Origin of the sequence: Ensifer adhaerens (assembly GCF_020035535.1) — a bacterium.
In the GTDB taxonomy this organism is placed as follows: Bacteria; Pseudomonadota; Alphaproteobacteria; order Rhizobiales; family Rhizobiaceae; genus Ensifer.
Genome location: NZ_CP083349.1, coordinates 4069844 through 4085461 on the forward strand (window position 1 = coordinate 4069844; position 15618 = coordinate 4085461).

The 15618-nt window shown below is 63.3% G+C and carries 17 protein-coding genes; 7 read left to right on the forward strand and 10 right to left on the reverse strand.

Features of this window, described 5'->3' with window-relative positions; all coding sequences use genetic code 11:
* The first annotated feature begins 10 nt into the window (after nt 1-10).
* Both pheS and pheT read left to right on the forward strand, forming a co-directional pair.
* Complete coding sequence (gene pheS, locus LAC81_RS19785; RefSeq protein ID WP_223726137.1) at nt 11-1093, forward strand: phenylalanine--tRNA ligase subunit alpha; 1083 nt, start codon at nt 11-13, stop codon at nt 1091-1093.
* A 33-nt stretch (nt 1094-1126) separates the two neighbouring features.
* Nucleotides 1127-3553 carry a phenylalanine--tRNA ligase subunit beta gene (gene pheT / locus LAC81_RS19790; RefSeq protein ID WP_223726138.1) on the forward strand — a complete coding sequence of 809 codons (2427 nt, stop codon included), beginning with the start codon at nt 1127-1129 and terminating at the stop codon, nt 3551-3553.
* A gap of 62 nt (nt 3554-3615) precedes the next feature.
* Here pheT and LAC81_RS19795 read toward each other — a convergent pair whose 3' ends face one another.
* The 3 genes from LAC81_RS19795 to LAC81_RS19805 all read right to left on the reverse strand — a co-directional run bounded on the left by LAC81_RS19795 (nt 3616) and on the right by LAC81_RS19805 (nt 5471).
* Nucleotides 3616-4014 carry a VOC family protein gene (locus tag LAC81_RS19795; protein ID WP_223726139.1) on the reverse strand — a complete coding sequence of 133 codons (399 nt, stop codon included), beginning with the start codon at nt 4012-4014 and terminating at the stop codon, nt 3616-3618.
* Nucleotides 4011-4373: a nuclear transport factor 2 family protein gene (locus LAC81_RS19800; RefSeq protein WP_113538914.1), complete on the reverse strand. Its 363-nt coding sequence runs from the start codon at nt 4371-4373 to the stop codon at nt 4011-4013. Before LAC81_RS19800 ends, LAC81_RS19795 begins: the two co-directional genes overlap by 4 nt.
* A gap of 102 nt (nt 4374-4475) precedes the next feature.
* The gene (locus LAC81_RS19805) at nt 4476-5471 is read right to left on the reverse strand and encodes an aldo/keto reductase (protein ID WP_223726140.1); all 996 of its coding nucleotides are present in this window, start codon (nt 5469-5471) and stop codon (nt 4476-4478) included.
* 245 nt (nt 5472-5716) lie between these two features.
* Between LAC81_RS19805 and LAC81_RS19810 the strand changes: the two genes are divergently transcribed.
* Nucleotides 5717-6607 (forward strand): LysR family transcriptional regulator, encoded by an 891-nt coding sequence (locus LAC81_RS19810; protein WP_223726141.1) that lies wholly within the window; start codon nt 5717-5719, stop codon nt 6605-6607.
* Nucleotides 6608-6687: 80 nt separating this feature from the next.
* Nucleotides 6688-7323, forward strand: coding sequence for a hypothetical protein (locus LAC81_RS19815; protein WP_223726142.1), 636 nt, complete (start codon nt 6688-6690; stop codon nt 7321-7323).
* Here LAC81_RS19815 and LAC81_RS19820 read toward each other — a convergent pair.
* Together LAC81_RS19820 and LAC81_RS19825 are read right to left on the reverse strand one after the other, a co-directional pair.
* Nucleotides 7275-7748, reverse strand: a complete 474-nt coding sequence (locus LAC81_RS19820; protein WP_223726143.1) for a GNAT family N-acetyltransferase — start codon at nt 7746-7748, stop codon at nt 7275-7277. The genes LAC81_RS19815 and LAC81_RS19820 overlap by 49 nt on opposite strands.
* 19 nt (nt 7749-7767) lie before the next feature.
* A complete protein-coding gene (locus LAC81_RS19825) occupies nt 7768-8718 on the reverse strand; it encodes an aldo/keto reductase (RefSeq protein WP_223726144.1) in 951 nt (316 codons plus the stop codon).
* Nucleotides 8719-8918: 200 nt separating this feature from the next.
* On the opposite strand from LAC81_RS19825, the gene LAC81_RS19830 reads away from it, so the two are divergent.
* Nucleotides 8919-9905, forward strand: a complete 987-nt coding sequence (locus tag LAC81_RS19830; RefSeq protein ID WP_223726145.1) for a Gfo/Idh/MocA family protein — start codon at nt 8919-8921, stop codon at nt 9903-9905.
* Between the two features lie 64 nt (nt 9906-9969).
* Here LAC81_RS19830 and LAC81_RS19835 read toward each other — a convergent pair whose 3' ends face one another.
* Entirely contained in the window at nt 9970-10389 is a 420-nt protein-coding gene (locus LAC81_RS19835; protein WP_223726146.1) for a hypothetical protein, read from the reverse strand.
* 129 nt (nt 10390-10518) lie between these two features.
* On the opposite strand from LAC81_RS19835, the gene LAC81_RS19840 reads away from it, so the two are divergent.
* A complete protein-coding gene (locus LAC81_RS19840; RefSeq protein ID WP_223726147.1) occupies nt 10519-11298 on the forward strand; it encodes a helix-turn-helix domain-containing protein in 780 nt (259 codons plus the stop codon).
* Between the two features lie 3 nt (nt 11299-11301).
* Here LAC81_RS19840 and LAC81_RS19845 read toward each other — a convergent pair whose 3' ends face one another.
* The 4 genes from LAC81_RS19845 to LAC81_RS19860 are packed head-to-tail and all read right to left on the reverse strand — an operon-like array spanning nt 11302 to nt 13615.
* Nucleotides 11302-11499 (reverse strand): hypothetical protein, encoded by a 198-nt coding sequence (locus tag LAC81_RS19845; protein ID WP_223726148.1) that lies wholly within the window; start codon nt 11497-11499, stop codon nt 11302-11304.
* 14 nt (nt 11500-11513) lie between these two features.
* Nucleotides 11514-11876: a transporter gene (locus LAC81_RS19850; RefSeq protein ID WP_223726149.1), complete on the reverse strand. Its 363-nt coding sequence runs from the start codon at nt 11874-11876 to the stop codon at nt 11514-11516.
* A gap of 9 nt (nt 11877-11885) precedes the next feature.
* Nucleotides 11886-12590: a class I SAM-dependent methyltransferase gene (locus LAC81_RS19855; RefSeq protein ID WP_223726150.1), complete on the reverse strand. Its 705-nt coding sequence runs from the start codon at nt 12588-12590 to the stop codon at nt 11886-11888.
* Entirely contained in the window at nt 12587-13615 is a 1029-nt protein-coding gene (locus tag LAC81_RS19860; RefSeq protein WP_223726151.1) for a glycosyltransferase family 2 protein, read from the reverse strand. The genes LAC81_RS19855 and LAC81_RS19860 overlap by 4 nt, the downstream gene beginning before the upstream one ends.
* 177 nt (nt 13616-13792) lie before the next feature.
* Here LAC81_RS19860 and LAC81_RS19865 point away from each other — a divergent pair, with 177 nt between their 5' ends.
* Entirely contained in the window at nt 13793-15613 is a 1821-nt protein-coding gene (locus tag LAC81_RS19865) for a hypothetical protein (RefSeq protein ID WP_223726152.1), read from the forward strand.
* Nucleotides 15614-15618: the final 5 nt, after the last annotated feature.

Sequence of the window (15618 nt, forward strand, 5' to 3'; positions counted from 1 at the left end):
GCAGGACAGAATGAGCGAACTGGAAACACTGGAACGGACACTGCTGGCGGACATCGACGCCGCCGGTGACGAAGGATCGATCGAGACGGTGCGCGTCAACGCGCTCGGCAAGAAGGGCTCGATCTCCGAGCTCTTGAAGACGCTCGGAACCATGACGCCGGAAGAGCGCCAGACCCGCGGCGCGCAGATCAACGCGCTGAAGAACACGGTTGCCGAGGCGATCGCCGCCCGCAAGTCGGCGCTCAAGGATCAGGCTATCGCCGAGCGCCTGGCGCGCGAGACCGTCGATATCAGCCTGCCGGTCCGCTCGTCGCCCGCCGAGCGCGGCCGCATTCACCCGATCAGCCAGATCGTTGACGAGATCACCGCGATCTTCGGCGACATGGGCTTCTCGATCGCGGAAGGTCCCGATATCGAGACCGACTACTACAACTTCACGGCGCTGAATTTCCCCGAGGGCCATCCGGCCCGCGAGATGCACGACACCTTCTTCTTCAACCCGGATGAGAAGGGCGATCGCAAGGTGCTGCGTACGCACACCTCGCCGGTGCAGATCCGCACCATGGAAGCGCAGCAGCCGCCGATCCGCATCATCATCCCCGGCAAGACTTACCGCCAGGATTCCGATGCGACCCATTCGCCGATGTTCCACCAGGTCGAAGGCCTGGTCATCGACAAGGCTGCGAACGTCGCCAACATGCGCTGGGTGCTGGAAGAATTCTGCAAGGCCTTCTTCGAGGTCGACCAGGTGACGATGCGTTTCCGCCCGTCCTTCTTCCCCTTCACCGAGCCGTCCTTCGAGGTCGACATCCAGTGTGACCGTTCCGGCCCGATCGTGAAGTTCGGCGAGGGCACCGACTGGATGGAGATCCTCGGCTGCGGCATGGTGCACCCGAATGTGCTGCGCTCCGGCGGGCTCGATCCGGACGAGTATCAGGGCTTCGCCTGGGGCATGGGCCTCGATCGCATCGCCATGCTGAAATACGGCATGCCGGACCTGCGCGACTTCTTCAACGCCGACGTTCGCTGGATGACCCATTACGGCTTCCGCCCGCTGGACATGCCGACGCTGTTCGGCGGTCTCTCGGCCTGATCGCGCGCAGATATTTAGGACACAGGTGAAATCATGAAATTCACGCTTTCCTGGCTCAAGGACCACCTTGAAACCGACGCCACGCTCGAGGAAATCTGCGCGCGCCTGACGATGATCGGGCTCGAAGTGGAAGACGTCGACGACAAGGCCGCCTTCAAGCCCTTCGTCATCGCCAAGGTCGTCTCGGCCGAGCAGCATCCGAACGCCGACAAGCTTCGCGTGCTGATGGTGGACACCGGCTCGGGCGCTCCGATCCAGGTCGTCTGCGGCGCACCGAATGCGCGCGCGGGCCTCGTCGGCGCCTTTGCGGCACCCGGCACCTACGTGCCCGGCATCGACGTGACGCTTGCCGTCGGCACCATCCGTGGCGTCGAAAGCCGCGGCATGATGTGCTCGGAAAAGGAACTGCAGATCTCCGACGACCACAACGGCATCATCGACCTTCCCGCCGATGCGCCCGTCGGCACGAGCTATGCCACTTACGCCGGCCTCGACGATCCGATGATCGAGATCAACCTCACGCCGAACCGGCCGGACTGCACCAGCGTCTACGGCATTGCCCGCGACCTCGCTGCCTCCGGCCTCGGCACGCTGAAGACGCGAAAGGCACCGTCCTTCGCGGTTGAAGGCGAGACACCGGTGAAGCTGAGGCTCGACCTCGGTGAAGACACGCACCTGTGCCCGGGCTTCTCGCTGCGGCTGGTGCGCGGCGTCAAGAACGGCCCGTCGCCGAAGTGGATGCAGCAGCGGCTGCTCGCCATCGGCCTGCGCCCGATCAACGCACTGGTCGATATCACCAATTACATGACCTTCGACCAGGGCCGGCCGATGCACGTCTTCGACGCCGCCAAGGTCAAGGGCAACCTGACGGTTCGCCGCGCCAAGGACGGCGAGACGGTGCTGGCACTCGACCAGCGTGAATACAAGCTCGGCCCCAACAACGTGGTTATTGCGGACGAGAAGGCGATCGAGTCGATCGGCGGCGTCATGGGCGGCGAGCACTCCGGCTGCGACGAGAACACGACTGACGTGCTGATCGAGTCGGCCCTCTGGGATCCGATGAACATCGCGAAGACCGGCCGCACGCTCGGCATCATCACCGATGCGCGCTACCGGTTCGAGCGCGGCGTCGACCCGGAATACATGGTGCCCGGTCTCGAACGCACCACCGAACTGGTGCTCGAACTCTGCGGCGGCCAGGCGGCCAAGGCAGAAGTGGTCGGCTATGCCGGCCATACGCCGAAGATCGTCGATTTCCCGGTTTCCGAAGTGAAGCGCCTGACCGGCCTCGAAGTCTCCTCCGAGGAAAGCGTCTCGATCCTGAAGAAGCTCGGCTTCGGCGTCGAAGGTTCGGGTGAACGCTTCAAGGTCTCGGTCCCGTCCTGGCGCCCGGATGTCGACGGCAAGGCTGACCTCGTTGAAGAGGTCATGCGCATCCACGGCGTCGACAACATCGTCGCCGCGCCGCTGCCGAGCCATGGCACCGTCAACGGCAAGATCCTGACGACGCTGCAGATCCGCACCCGACTCGCCAAGCGCGCGCTCGCAAGCCGCGGCATGCTGGAAGCGGTCACCTGGTCGTTCATTTCCGAGGAGCAGGCAAAGCTCTTCGGCGGCGGCTCTGCCGCGCTGAAGCTCGCCAACCCGATCGCCTCCGACATGTCGGACATGCGTCCGTCGCTGCTGCCGGGCCTGCTGACCGCTGCGCAGCGCAATGCTGACAAGGGCTTTGGCGACGTCGCGATCTTCGAAGTCTCCGGTACCTATGAAGGCGACACGCCCGATACTCAGCGCCGCGTTGCCGGCGGCATCCGCCGTGGCACGGCTTCGCTGGCCGGTGCCGGTCGTCTCTGGTCGAACGCGGCCAAGGGTGGCGGCAAGCCGGTCGACGTTTTCGACGCCAAGGCCGACGCCATTGCCGTGCTCGAAGCCTGCGGCGTGCCGATGGGCAACGTTCAGTTCGAGCCGGGCGGTCCCGCCTGGTACCACCCGGGCCGTTCCGGCACGATCAAGCTCGGCCCGAAGATCGTTCTCGGCACCTTCGGCGAATTCCATCCGAAGACGCTCGAAGCGCTCGACGTCTCGGGCGCGCTCGCAGGCTTCGAGATCTATGTCGATGCCATGCCCGAGCCGAAGAAGAAGGCGACCCGCACCAAGCCGGCGCTCGACCTCTCGCCATTCCAGGCGGTGAAGCGCGACTTCGCCTTCGTCGTCGACAAGGCGGTGGAAGCCGGCGTCATCCTGCGCGCCGCCTCCGGTGCCGATCGCAAGCTGGTGACCGGCGTCAGCGTCTTCGACGTGTTCGAGGGTGCGTCGCTCGGCGAGGGCAAGAAGTCGATCGCGATCGAAGTCACCATCCAGCCGGTCGAGCGCACGCTGACCGACGAGGACTTCGAGGCGCTGACCGCCAAGATCGTCGCCAACGTGACGAAAACGACGGGCGGCGTGCTGCGCGCCTGATCCGAGCCAACACGGCAGATACGAAAAGGGCCGCTGCATTGCAGCGGCCCTTTTCGCTTGAGCTAATCGGTATGCTGCATCAGTTCGATGCGGTTGCCGAAGGGATCGTCGACATAACATCTGCGGTAGCCGGCAAGCGGCTCGTCTTCGACCGTTGCCACGCCAGCCGCTTCGAGCCGCAGCCTCAGGCGATCGAGATCGTCGACGAGGAAAGCGGGGTGGGCCTTGCGCGCCGGCCTGAAGTCCGGGTCGATGCCGAGATGCAGGCGGATGCTGCCTTGCTCGAACCAGCAGCCACCTCGGGCAAGAAGGTTGGCCGGCTTGCTGACCTCAGAGAAACCGAAGAGACCGCCGTAGAAGCCGCGTGCCGCCGGTTCGGCACCCGCCGGCATGGCAAGCTGGATATGGTCGATGCCGATGAGCCTGCCCGTCGGCTCCGATTTCGGCAGGATCGCCGTCATGACGCGTGCTGGTGGAAGACCTTGTTGACGATCACCCAGCGCCCGTCGATCTTCACCAGCGCCAGATGGTCGGAGTAGCGTTCGCCGGCGAAACTGTCGACCACCCGCACGGTTGCGGTATCACCGGTGATATCGATCTTCTGCACGTCCATCTCCGGCTGCGTGCCAGGGGGGGCTGCACCCGCCTCGACGATCGTCTTGATGAAGCCGTCGCGCGTCGTCCATTCGAGCGCGCCCTTGTAGTTGCCGATAATCGCCGCATCGGGGTGAAACGCCTTGCGCAGTGCGCCCTCGTTGGCAAAGGCCATGCCGTCGACATAGAGGTGCACCACCGCGCTGATCGCCTGCTCGTCGGACATTCCCGCTCCTCCTGAAATGTTCACCGCTGGTTGAGAAGTAGTGCGCCCGGCGCGAATTTCGATGGGGAGCTCCCCGCTTCGGCTGAAACGGGGAGAGTTGGGTCAACGGTTGGTGAGCGCCAGCGAGGCGTCCGCGTAGCGATTGCCGGCGACATATTCCGGAGAAAGCGCGTCAGCGAGGCGACTGGATTCCTCGGCACTGAGGGTGATCGCCGTGGCCGCCGCATTCTGCTCCAGATGGTTGAGCTTGCTGGCGCCCGGGATCGGCACGATGAAATCACCCTGATTGATGACCCAGGCAAGCGCAAGCTGGGCGGCGGTCACGCCCTTCTCCGCAGCCAGCACTTGCAGCGTCTCGACGAGCCGGGAATTGGCATCGAAGTTTTCCGCCTGGAAGCGCGGCAGAGTGCGACGGAAGTCGTCGGCTGCGAGATCCTCGGCCTTGCGGATTGCACCCGTGAGCATGCCGCGTCCGAGCGGGCTGTAGGGCACAAAGCCGATGCCGAGCTCGCGGCAGGTGGCAAGCACATCGGCTTCCGGATCACGCGTCCACAGCGAATACTCGCTCTGGACGGCGGCGATCGGATGGACCTTGTGAGCGCGGCGGATGGTGGCGGCGCTCGCTTCGGAGAGGCCGATCGCCCGCACCTTGCCCTCGCGCACCAGTTCCGCCATGGCGCCGACAGTGTCCTCGATCGGTACGTCAGGATCGACGCGGTGCTGGTAGTAGAGATCGATGACATCGGTGCCGAGCCGCTTGAGCGAGGCTTCTGCCACGGCCTTTGCATGTTCCGGCCGCCCGTCGACGCCCCTGATCGCCTGGGCCGCCGGCACACCGGGCTCGATGCGGAAACCGAATTTGGTGGCGATCGTCACCTTGTCGCGCACGGCACCGAGCGCCTTGCTGACGAGCTTCTCGTTCTCGAACGGGCCATAGACTTCGGCCGTGTCGAAGAAGGTGATGCCGAGATCGACGGCGCGGTGAAGCGTGCGGATTGACTCCGCCTCATCCGTGGCGCCATAGGCGAAGCTCATGCCCATGCATCCAAGGCCGATGGTGGAGACGGTGAGGTCATTCCCGAGTTTGCGGGTCTTCATGTCGTTTCCTTGTCTGGCTGCCACGCGTCGGAACTAGCGCGCTGGGAGCGCACGTCTATCGTCCGAGGCATGAATTGATGGTTGGACACCGCCGATGCGCCCAAGTGGCGGGCGGCGGTTCCTCGTTGCCATCGCAGACGATCTCCTCGCTTCGTCCAGGCGCTGGCAACGATTGAAGAATAGGGCCATCTGCTGCGGCTGAAAATCGCTGTCAATTCTCACGGGCTGTTCTATTATTTCGATCAATGAACAGAACGCAGCTCTCCCAACTCGCGGTATTGGCCGCCGTCGCCGCCCATGGCAGCTTTCGCGGGGCCGCCCGGGAGCTCGCCGTGGCGCCATCCGCGGTCAGCCATGCCGTCGGCAGCCTTGAAGCGAGCCTCGGCATTCGTCTTCTGGCGCGTACCACGCGCAGCGTCGCGCCGACCGAGGAGGGGCGCCGGTTGCTCGAACGGCTGGCACCGGCGCTCGACGAGATCGCCCATGCGTTGGAGGCCGCCGCCGACGCCCGCGAGCGTCCGGCCGGGAACCTGCGCATCACGGCGCCGCGTTTTGCTGCCGACCTCATCCTCGCGCCACGGCTTGGCGCTTTCCTGGATCGTTATCCCGAGATCGTGCTCGAAATCGCCAACGAGGACGGCTTCACCGATATCGTCGAAGAAGGCTACGACGCCGGCATCCGGCTCGGCGAAAGCCTGGAGGCGGACATGATCGCCGTGAGGGTCGGGCCGGAGCTCGAAAGCGCCGTCGTCGCTTCGCCCGATTACTTCAAGCGGTATGGTCGGCCGCAGCATCCCCGTGATCTCGCCGCGCATCGCTGCATTCGGCGACGCTTCTCCAACGGCACGCTCTATCGCTGGGAGTTCGAGAAGGATGGCGAGGAGCTGACGGTTTCGGTCGAGGGGCCACTGATCCTCGGCGAGGACCGGCCGATCATCAAGGCGGCGATGGGTGGCGCCGGCCTTGCCTATCTGTTCCTGTCCCGTGTCGAGACCGCTATTGCCGAAGGGAAGCTGGAGCGCGTCATGGAGGACTGGTGCGCGCCCTATGCCGGTCCCTATCTCTACTATCCGAGCCGCCGGCAGATGCGGCCGGCGCTGCGCGCCTTCATCGATTTCTTCCGGCACAGCGGATAGGAGACGGCTCGAAATCGGGTGGCGCGGCAGGCCCGGATCTGGAATGCCATTTGTTTCGTGTTTCGATGAGAGGAAAGCCCATGAAGAAGCCCGGTTCGATGAAGGGTCTCGAAGATCTCGGCCGGGTAAGGCTCTCCCGAAACTTCTTCTTCCGCGATTTCCTGCATTCGGAAATCGCCGATTTCTACCGCATTCCGAACATCCCCGATGATCCCGATCTGGCGATCGAGGCCGGCCGCCGTCTCTGCGAGGAATTGCTGGAACCGCTGGAAGCGACCTTTGGCCGTCTCGTCATTCGTTCAGGCTACCGCAACCGCGCCGTCAACGGCTTCGGCAATGCCAATGGGCTCAACTGCTCGACCAATGCCGCCTCGGCCGCCGATCACATCTGGGACATGCGCGATGCGGACGGATGCATCGGAGCCACTGCCTGCATCGTCATTCCCTGGGTATGGGATCGCCGCGGCGAGATCGGCGGCTGGCAGTCGATCGCCTGGTGGATCCACGACCACTTGCCCTATGCCTCGCTCTGCTTCTTCCCGAAGCTCTGGGCTTTCAACATCCAGTGGCACGAGCGGCCGGCACGACGGATTTCAAGCTTCATCCAGCCGCGCGGGCTGCTGACCAAGGCCGGCATGGCGAACCATGCCGGCAAACATGCCGAGACCTATGCCGGATTTCCGGATTTGAGGACCTCGCCGAAATTGACCTTGTAGCGCACGTGCTCGTCGGTCCCGGAGTAACGGTCATAGAGCCGCCGTGCCGTGGCATTGTCGGCTTCCGTGTACCAGTAGAGCCGGTCCCAGTCCTTGTCCCGGCAGAGCGCGATGAGATCGTCGATCATCGCCCGTGCCACGCCCTGGCCGCGTGCAGCGGGATCGACATAGAGATCCTCGATGTAGCAGATCGGCCTCCGGAAGAAGGTGGCGAGCTGTTCCTGGCAGATCGCGAAGCCGACCAACTGGGTGTCGAGGATCGCCAGCCGCGCGAAAAGCGGTGCTGCCGGATCGATCAGCCTCTTCCAGGTGAGATCGATGATGTCTTCGGCCAGCTCGGAGCCGGAAAAGGCGACATAGCCCGCCCAGAGCCGGCGCCAGTCCGCCTCGTCGCCGCTTGCCGCGGGGCGTATCGTCAATGCCATCGTGTTGGTTCAGCTCCCGTCATTCGCCGACATCGTTGAGCTTTCGGATCGCTTCGTCCGACAACCTAAGCTCGGCAGAACGAATGAGGCTCTCCAATTGCGCGAGGCTTGTGGCGCTGGCGATCGGTGCGGTGACACCCTTGCGGGTCCGCACCCAGGCGAGCGCGATTTCCGCCTGGGTCGCCCCGGTTTCTGCCGCGATGTCGTCGAGCACGCCGAGGATTCGCATGCCGCGCCCGTCGAGATATTTCTCGACACCGCTGCCGCGCGCCGAGCCTTCAAGGTCCTTGTGGGTCCGGTACTTTCCCGAGAGAAAGCCCCGCGCCAGACCGAAATAGCTGATGACGCCGATCTCTTCGGAAATGCAGAGATCGCGCAGCGGCCCTTCGAATGCGTCACGGTCGTAGAGATTGTATTCCGGCTGCAGCACCTGATAGCGTGGCAAGCCCTGGTTGGCGGAAACGTCAAGCGCCTCGCGCAGTTGCAGCGAGTTCAGGTTGGAGGCGCCGATGGCCCGAACCTTGCCCTCGGTCAGCAACTGATCGTAGGCCGCGAGCGTCTCTTCGTAGGGCGTTTCCGGGTCCGGCCAGTGCGAGAGATAGAGGTCGATGTGGTCGGTCTGCAGCCGCTTCAGCGAATTTTCGACCGCCTGCAGGATCCAGCGACGCGAGAGCCCCTTGCGATTGGGCCCGAGCTCCGAGCCGACCTTGGTGACGATCACGGCCTTGTCGCGTGACCGGCCGGACTGTTTCAGCCATTTGCCGATGATCGTTTCGGATTCGCCGCCCTGATTGCCCGGCGCCCAGGAGGAGTAGACATCGGCAGTGTCGATGGCGTTGAACCCAGCATCGAAAAAGGCATCGAGCAGGGCGAAGGAGGTCTTTTCGTCGGCGGTCCAGCCAAAGACATTGCCGCCGAATACGAGTGGCGCGATTTCCAGGTCGGTGCGGCCAAGTCTCAGTTTTTCCATGGTTTTGCTCCATTGGACTGGATGAAGGCATGGTGCGATCGGGAGGATTGCGAAGAGAAAGATAGGGCAGAAAAGCTGACATTGTCACCCGTCCTCGGGCTTTTTTCTCAGGAAGGGGAATCCTTGGTCGGACGCATGCAGCCGCTTGATAGGTACGTACCTCGGCGCTAGTCTTTGCGACCAAATCAGGGAGCCTCGCCATGCTACGTTTCGGAATTCTGTCCACGGCCAAGATCGGCCGCGACCTCGTCGTGCCCGCCATTCAGGACGCGGAAAATTGCGTCGTCTCGGCTGTTGCCAGCCGCGATTTTGCCAAGGCCCGCGCCATGGCCGATCGCTTCTCGGCGCCGCATGCTTTCGGCTCCTACGAGGAGATGCTGGCCTCCGACACCATCGACGCGGTCTATATTCCGCTGCCGACGGCCCAGCACGTCGAGTGGTCGATCAAGGCGGCCAATGCCGGCAAGCACGTGCTTTGCGAAAAGCCGATCGCGCTGCGTGCCTCGGAGATCGATGCGCTGATCGCCGCGCGTGACCGCAACGGTGTGCAGATCGCCGAAGCCTTCATGGTCACCTACAGCCCCGTCTGGCGCAAGGTGCGCTCGCTGTTGGCCGAAGGCGCGATCGGCCGGCTGCGCCACGTCCAGGGTGCCTTCACCTATTTCAACCGCGACCCCAACAACATGCGCAACATTCCCGCGCTTGGCGGTGGCGGCCTGCCGGATATCGGCGTCTATCCCACGATCACCACCCGCTTCGTCACCGGCAAGGAGCCGGTGCGGGTGCAGGCAAGCACCGACCGTGATCCGGAGTTCGGCACGGATATCTATTCGAGTGTGCGCGCCGATTTCGGCGACTTCGAGCTCAGCTTCTACATCTCCACCCAGCTCGCCGCGCGCCAGGTCATGGTCTTCCACGGCGACAAGGGTTTCATCGAGGTGAAGTCGCCCTTCAACGCCGACCGCTACGGTCGCGAGGAGGTGGAACTGACGAACCAGAACCACGCCCAGTCCCAACTATTCCGCTTCCAGGATGCGCGCCAGTACAAGCTCCAGGCGGAAGCCTTCTCGCGCGCTGCCAAGGGCGAGGACGAGGAAGTGGTGACGCTCGAGAATTCGCGCCTCAATCAGAAATTCATCGATGCGATCTACCGCGCCAGCGCCAGGGACGGCTGGGAGACGATATGAGCCATAGGACGAAGCCCGCCGGCTTGGCTGGCGGGCCTCTATTCTGATCTCTTGGAACTGATGGTCAGGCGATGGCGGCGTTGCGTTCCCGCGCCAGTCCCCGCAGCTTGAAGAACAGGAAGTCGGCGACACCGATCATGCCGACGACGACGAGAGCGATACCGGCTGTGGAAAGAAAAGCATAGGCGTTCATCAGTAGCGCCAGGCTTGCCACCTGCCAAAGCACGTCACCGGCAATGCTGATCCGCGCCGATGCCGTGACCGGGCCGCCGTTGCGCGCTGCCGAAAGATGGAAGAGGCCCCAGATCAACAGTCCCGCACCCAGCGCCTTCAACATGACAGGCGTAACCAACGGCGTGGCAGACGCGCTGGCGAGCGCAGCCAGCGGCACTGCCGCGAGGATCAGCGCGGCGCCGGCGACAAGCGAGAAGGCGCCGTCGGCGAGGAAGGTTTTGTTGAGAAGGCTGCGGTTCGAGAGGTTCATCTTCGGCTCCATCCGTTGTCGATGGCCAGATGTTTGCGCTGATGACGTCATCAAGCCAATTACCTCTGAGGTAATGGATTTTACCCCGCACGCGCGCCACTCTGCCGGTCCAATGGAGAATCACGACACATGCTGTTCGGAGAACATCTGAAGGAATGGCGCGGGCATCGCCGCATGAGCCAGCTTGACCTCGCGGTTGCCGCGGGCATATCGGCGCGGCACCTGTCGTTCCTGGAAACCGGCCGCTCGAAGCCGTCGGAGGGCATGATCCTGCGACTGGCCTCGGTGCTCGATATTCCAGCCCGCGACCAGGGCACGCTGTTTTCGGCAGCCGGCTATCGGCCGCGCATGGCGACGCGGCCTGCTGCGGGGCTCGATGCCATGCCGCCCGCTGTCGCCAACGCCATCCGGCTGATCCTGGCGCGCCACGATCCCTATCCCGGCCTGGTGCTCGACCACGAATACACGTTTCTCGTCGTCAATCCCGCGCTGGCGAGCCTTGCTGTGGCAGCCGACATTCCGTTTCAGCCGGGAGAAAACTTCCTCGACACCTTCCTCGGCAACGACAACGTTCGCAAGCTGGTCGTCAACTGGGAGGCAGCGGCGGCCGATCTCGTGCAACGCGTGCGCACCGAGGCCTGGTTGCAGGGTCCGCGTAGCCGTCTCGGCAAACGCCTGGAAAAGGCAGCGTCGAATCCGGCGGTCGAGCGTGCGATTGAAAATCATCCGGACACGGACCGATTGCCCGTGCTGCCGATCGAGCTCGATGTCGGCGGCCTGCGGCTGCGTTTCATCACCACGCTGCAGACCTTCGGCTCGACCCAGGATGCCCTTGTGGAGGGCGTGCTGATTGAATCCTTCTTCCCCGCGGATGAGGAGACCAAGGCGTTTTTCGAGCGGAAGGGATGAGCGCTACCGGCCGATAGCGATGGCGCCGCAAAGCATCAGCGCGAGGCCCATATTGTAGGCGCCGATCGCCGCCGCAGCTTCGATCCAGTTGCCGCTTGCGCCGGCCAAACCCAGCAAGACCGCACCGACCAGCAGGCAGACACGCGGAGAACGCAGACTGCATGTGATGATGCCGAGGAGGAAGGAAGCGGTGACGATCATGGTCCCGGGCACCTTTACGAATTGATGATGATCATGCCGCTGATGATCAACGCGGCGCCAAGCGCGTAGCGCAGCGTCACGGCTTCGCCGAGAAAGACGACGGCAAGCAGCGGCACGATGCAGAAGGTCAGCGCCATGAACGAATAGGCGATCGTCAGCGGCACGGACTTGATCGTGAAGATCCAGATGATCGTGCCGATACCGTAGACTGCCAAAGCGATGAGCAGTGTCGGATTGAAGGCCAGCGCCAACAGCCCTTGGGCGTTGGCGTTTCCAGTCTTGGCGCTGGTGAGCTTGAAGAGAATCTGACCGGCCGAAATCAGCACAGGTGTGAAGAACAGACCGAACCAGACGGTGGGCGCCAGATTGAGGTTCATCGCCACGCCTCACACCGCCGCAGCTTTGTCTTCGCAGTAGAAGATGTCGCGGCCGATATCGACGCATTCATGCTTGGCTGGAACCGGATGCACTGCGCGCAGGAAGGAGTGGGTGTAGGGGAAGAAGTTGAAGTGTGGGTTGAACGTGTAGCGATACTCGCGCTCGCGCGGCACCACGATGATCAGGCGCCGCCGGGCAATCCGGCGGAGCTCGGAGATTGCTTTGCGATAGTCGAGGATATGCTCGATCACATGCGTGCAGACGACCGTATCGAACTCGCCATTCGCAAACGGCAGCTCCTCGATCATCGCGGCGTGATATTCGATGCCTTCGATCCGGGCTGCATCGTCGATGGCGAAGTCGACGCCCGTGAGGCGCTGAAGGTGAGGGTTGGCCTCCCGGATGCGCTTCAAGAGGACGCCCGTTCCGCAGCCGACGTCGCAAACGCTGTCGCCCGCGATGCTGGCCGCGATCTTGCGCACGCAGGCTTCGGAGTTATCCGTTCCCTCGTGAACCCTCGGATGGTGGCGGTAGAGGTCTTCGTATTCGCGGGGCGAAAGAAACGGCGCCCGAGCGCGAAACTCGGCAAGATGGGCGATGTGCTTGCCCCAGGCGAGGCTGGCCATGCCCTTGAAGAGGCGCGAATCCCTGAGGACCGGCGGGATGACGTCTTCGATGATGAAGCGTATGCGGTTGGTTGTTTCCCGGTTCATCCGTGGCGTTCCCGAACAATGCGTGGCGTCGGCTGCAAGCCGATTTCCTGGTCGTCACCCCGGGTCGAAGCGATGCCGCTGTTCAGGCTCGCAAGGGGCGTTGCCCGTGAAGGGGTCGCAATATAGTGCAGCCGCAGCTGTTCGGTCCGGCCCCGCGAGACTGAATCGAGGATCACGCCCGCCGTGAACATGATGATCGACATCATCAGCATGGCCAGCGCGAAGACCCAGGTCGGCATGCGCGGCACGAGCCCGGTGGCGAAATATTCGAACAGCACCGGCATCATGAAGCCGATGCTCGTCGCAAAGAATGCCATGCCGATCAGTCCGAAGAACGTGAAAGGCCGCGTTTCTTTCATGAGCATCGCGAAGGTCCAGAGGATCTTGGCGCCGTCCTTGTATGTCGACAGTTTGGAATGGGAACCTTCCGGGCGCCGGCCATAGTCCAGTTCAAGCTCCGCGACCGGCAGCTTGAGACGCGAGGCATGGACGGACATCTCCGTCTCGATTTCGAAACCGTTGGAAATGGCCGGGAAACTCTTGGCGAACCGTCGCGAGAGCACGCGGTAACCGGAGAAGATGTCGTTGAAATCCGTGCCGAATATTTCCCGGTACAGAAGGTTGAAGATCCTGTTGCCGAAGGCGTGACCCTGTCTGCCGGCATCGTCGTGAACGCCGCGTCGCGTCCCGACGACCATGTCGGCGCGCTCGGTGATCAGGGTGCGGATCAGGTCTTCCGCATCCGTCGGGCAATAGGTGCTGTCGCCGTCGGCCATGACATAGATGTCGGCATCGATATCGGCGAGCATGCGGCGCACCACGTGCCCCTTGCCCTGCCGGCGTTCGCGCACGACGGTCGCGCCGGCAAGCATGGCCTTCAGCGCCGTGCCGTCGGTCGAATTGTTGTCGTAGACATAGATATGTGCCGTCGGCAGCGCCGCCTGGAAGCCCTGAACCACTTGTCCGATGGTCGATGCTTCATTGTAGCAGGGCAGGAGTACGGCGATGTTGAAACGGTCGAACATCCGGGTGGCTCGGCTCGTGTTGGGTTGGCGCAATCATAGGCATCAGGGGGTTAACAAGACGCCAAGGGCGCGTCCGTAAGTGCGGCGCCTGGGGGGCTGACCTGACCGCTGCAGGCTTTACGCTTTCTTGAGCGCGTATCGTTAGGCTGTGATGAGATGGAGAAGGGCAGGGATTCCATGGCGAACGGGACGGCGACGCTTTCTGAGGCGACTTCAACGGACGCGCCGAGGCCGTTCTGGTCGAGCCTGCGTTGGATGGTGCTCGTCTACGGCGTGCCCACAGTCCTCTTCCTCGTCACCCGGTTCCTGACGGCACCCGACTATGTCGGCCGCGACAACGACGATGTCATGCGCCTGGTTCAGGTGCGTGATCTCCTTACTGGGCAGAGCTGGTTCGACCTGACGCAAGTCCGCCTCGGCCTGGAAGGCGGCACGCTGATGCACTGGTCGCGCCTCATCGACCTGCCGATCGCCACGCTCATTTCCATCTTCAGGCCATTTGTCGGCACTGAGCAGGCTGAAACCCTGGCCTTGGGGTTCTGGCCGATTTCGCTTGCCGTGCCTTTGCTGGCGGCAATGGGGCTGGCCGGTCGTCGCGCTGGTGGTGTGGATGCCATGCATTTCTGCCTGGGACTGACCGTGATCTTCATCATCACGACCAATCGATTCCTCGGCGGTTCGATCGACCATCACAATGTGCAATTGGTTCTGGTTGCTGCCATGGCGGCAATGCTCGTCGATCGAACGTATCGCGCAGCGAGCTACGCCATTGCAGGATTGGCGGCAGCGCTGGCGATTGCCATTGGCGCAGAAACGACGCCGTTTGTGGCGATGGTCTGCGCAGTCGTTGCCTGCCAATGGGTTTGGGCCGGTCGAAAGGCTTTGCGGGCCACCGTCGCGTTCGGTCTTTCGCTGGTTGCAGGCCTCAGCCTGTTCTTCTTCGCGACGGTGCCGCCGCGCCTCTATCTGGCCGCGACCTGCGACAATCTCTCGATCGCTTTCTATTCGCTGGCGCTGACCGGGGGTGGCCTGTTGGCGCTTGCAGCCGCCACGCTCAGCGATCGGTCAGCCGTCGCAAGGATGATCGCTCTTGGCGCGTGCGGCCTGGTCGTCATTGCTGTGGCACTGGTTGTGGCGCCGCAATGCCTCGGCAATCCGCTGTCGGGGCTCGACCCGCTGCTTCGCGAACTGTGGCTCGACAATGTCACCGAGGCGCGTTCCTTCGTGGCCGTCGCAAAGACTGAGCCCACGAGCCTCGGCGCCTACTATTTCGCCGGTGCCTTTGCCGCGCTTGTCTGCGCCTGGCGCATCTGGCGTCGTGACAGGGTCGATCTCAACCTCATTCTCTTCGCGCTTGTGTTTTCGAGCCTGATGATTGCGCTCATTCAGGTGCGCGGAATGGCCTTCTCCAATCTTCTGGCAATCGTGCCGCTTGCCTTGCTGCTTTCGGATCTTCGTGCCCGCTCGAAAGGCGGTACGGCGGGAACAGGCGCCTCCCTGCTTTATGTTGGCACGCTTCTCATTTCGGTCCCGGTTGTCTGGGCTATTGCCGGGGAGCTTTTCGACAAGGGGATAGGTGGCGTCATGGCGGGCGAGCCCCAAGCCTCGAACGGTGAGGCCTGCCTGACGGCGGCATCGCTGACCGATCTGGAGGGCTTGGCGCCTTCGCTCATCGTCGGGCCATCCGATATCGGTGCGGCCGTCCTTCGCCACACGCAGCACCGCGTGCTGAGTGCGCCCTATCACCGCAATGCCGCGGGCATGCTTACGGAGTTGAAGATCGGCCTGGCCCGGACTGAGGATGCGGCGGTCATGCTGCGCCAGCTCGGACGTCCGATCCTGGCCTTCTGCGCCGCGGACGTTCAGGCACGAATGATCGCCGCGCGAGCGCCGCAAGGGCTCTATGCCGAACTTGCGGCCGATCATGTGCCGGCGTTCCTGTCGCCCTTGCCGATTTCGGCAGGTTCGCCCATCCGGCTCTATGCTCTGAAACCTTAGGCGGT

What these genes read in the sequence shown, in the direction of transcription:
- pheS (WP_223726137.1), top strand. Translation starts at nt 11, where the DNA reads ATGAGCGAACTGGAAACACTGGAACGGACACTGCTGGCGGACATCGAC.
- pheT (WP_223726138.1), top strand. Translation starts at nt 1,127, where the DNA reads ATGAAATTCACGCTTTCCTGGCTCAAGGACCACCTTGAAACCGACGCC.
- LAC81_RS19795 (WP_223726139.1), bottom strand. Translation starts at nt 4,014, where the DNA reads ATGACGGCGATCCTGCCGAAATCGGAGCCGACGGGCAGGCTCATCGGC.
- LAC81_RS19800 (WP_113538914.1), bottom strand. Translation starts at nt 4,373, where the DNA reads ATGTCCGACGAGCAGGCGATCAGCGCGGTGGTGCACCTCTATGTCGAC.
- LAC81_RS19805 (WP_223726140.1), bottom strand. Translation starts at nt 5,471, where the DNA reads ATGAAGACCCGCAAACTCGGGAATGACCTCACCGTCTCCACCATCGGC.
- LAC81_RS19810 (WP_223726141.1), top strand. Translation starts at nt 5,717, where the DNA reads ATGAACAGAACGCAGCTCTCCCAACTCGCGGTATTGGCCGCCGTCGCC.
- LAC81_RS19815 (WP_223726142.1), top strand. Translation starts at nt 6,688, where the DNA reads ATGAAGAAGCCCGGTTCGATGAAGGGTCTCGAAGATCTCGGCCGGGTA.
- LAC81_RS19820 (WP_223726143.1), bottom strand. Translation starts at nt 7,748, where the DNA reads ATGGCATTGACGATACGCCCCGCGGCAAGCGGCGACGAGGCGGACTGG.
- LAC81_RS19825 (WP_223726144.1), bottom strand. Translation starts at nt 8,718, where the DNA reads ATGGAAAAACTGAGACTTGGCCGCACCGACCTGGAAATCGCGCCACTC.
- LAC81_RS19830 (WP_223726145.1), top strand. Translation starts at nt 8,919, where the DNA reads ATGCTACGTTTCGGAATTCTGTCCACGGCCAAGATCGGCCGCGACCTC.
- LAC81_RS19835 (WP_223726146.1), bottom strand. Translation starts at nt 10,389, where the DNA reads ATGAACCTCTCGAACCGCAGCCTTCTCAACAAAACCTTCCTCGCCGAC.
- LAC81_RS19840 (WP_223726147.1), top strand. Translation starts at nt 10,519, where the DNA reads ATGCTGTTCGGAGAACATCTGAAGGAATGGCGCGGGCATCGCCGCATG.
- LAC81_RS19845 (WP_223726148.1), bottom strand. Translation starts at nt 11,499, where the DNA reads ATGATCGTCACCGCTTCCTTCCTCCTCGGCATCATCACATGCAGTCTG.
- LAC81_RS19850 (WP_223726149.1), bottom strand. Translation starts at nt 11,876, where the DNA reads ATGAACCTCAATCTGGCGCCCACCGTCTGGTTCGGTCTGTTCTTCACA.
- LAC81_RS19855 (WP_223726150.1), bottom strand. Translation starts at nt 12,590, where the DNA reads ATGAACCGGGAAACAACCAACCGCATACGCTTCATCATCGAAGACGTC.
- LAC81_RS19860 (WP_223726151.1), bottom strand. Translation starts at nt 13,615, where the DNA reads ATGTTCGACCGTTTCAACATCGCCGTACTCCTGCCCTGCTACAATGAA.
- LAC81_RS19865 (WP_223726152.1), top strand. Translation starts at nt 13,793, where the DNA reads ATGGCGAACGGGACGGCGACGCTTTCTGAGGCGACTTCAACGGACGCG.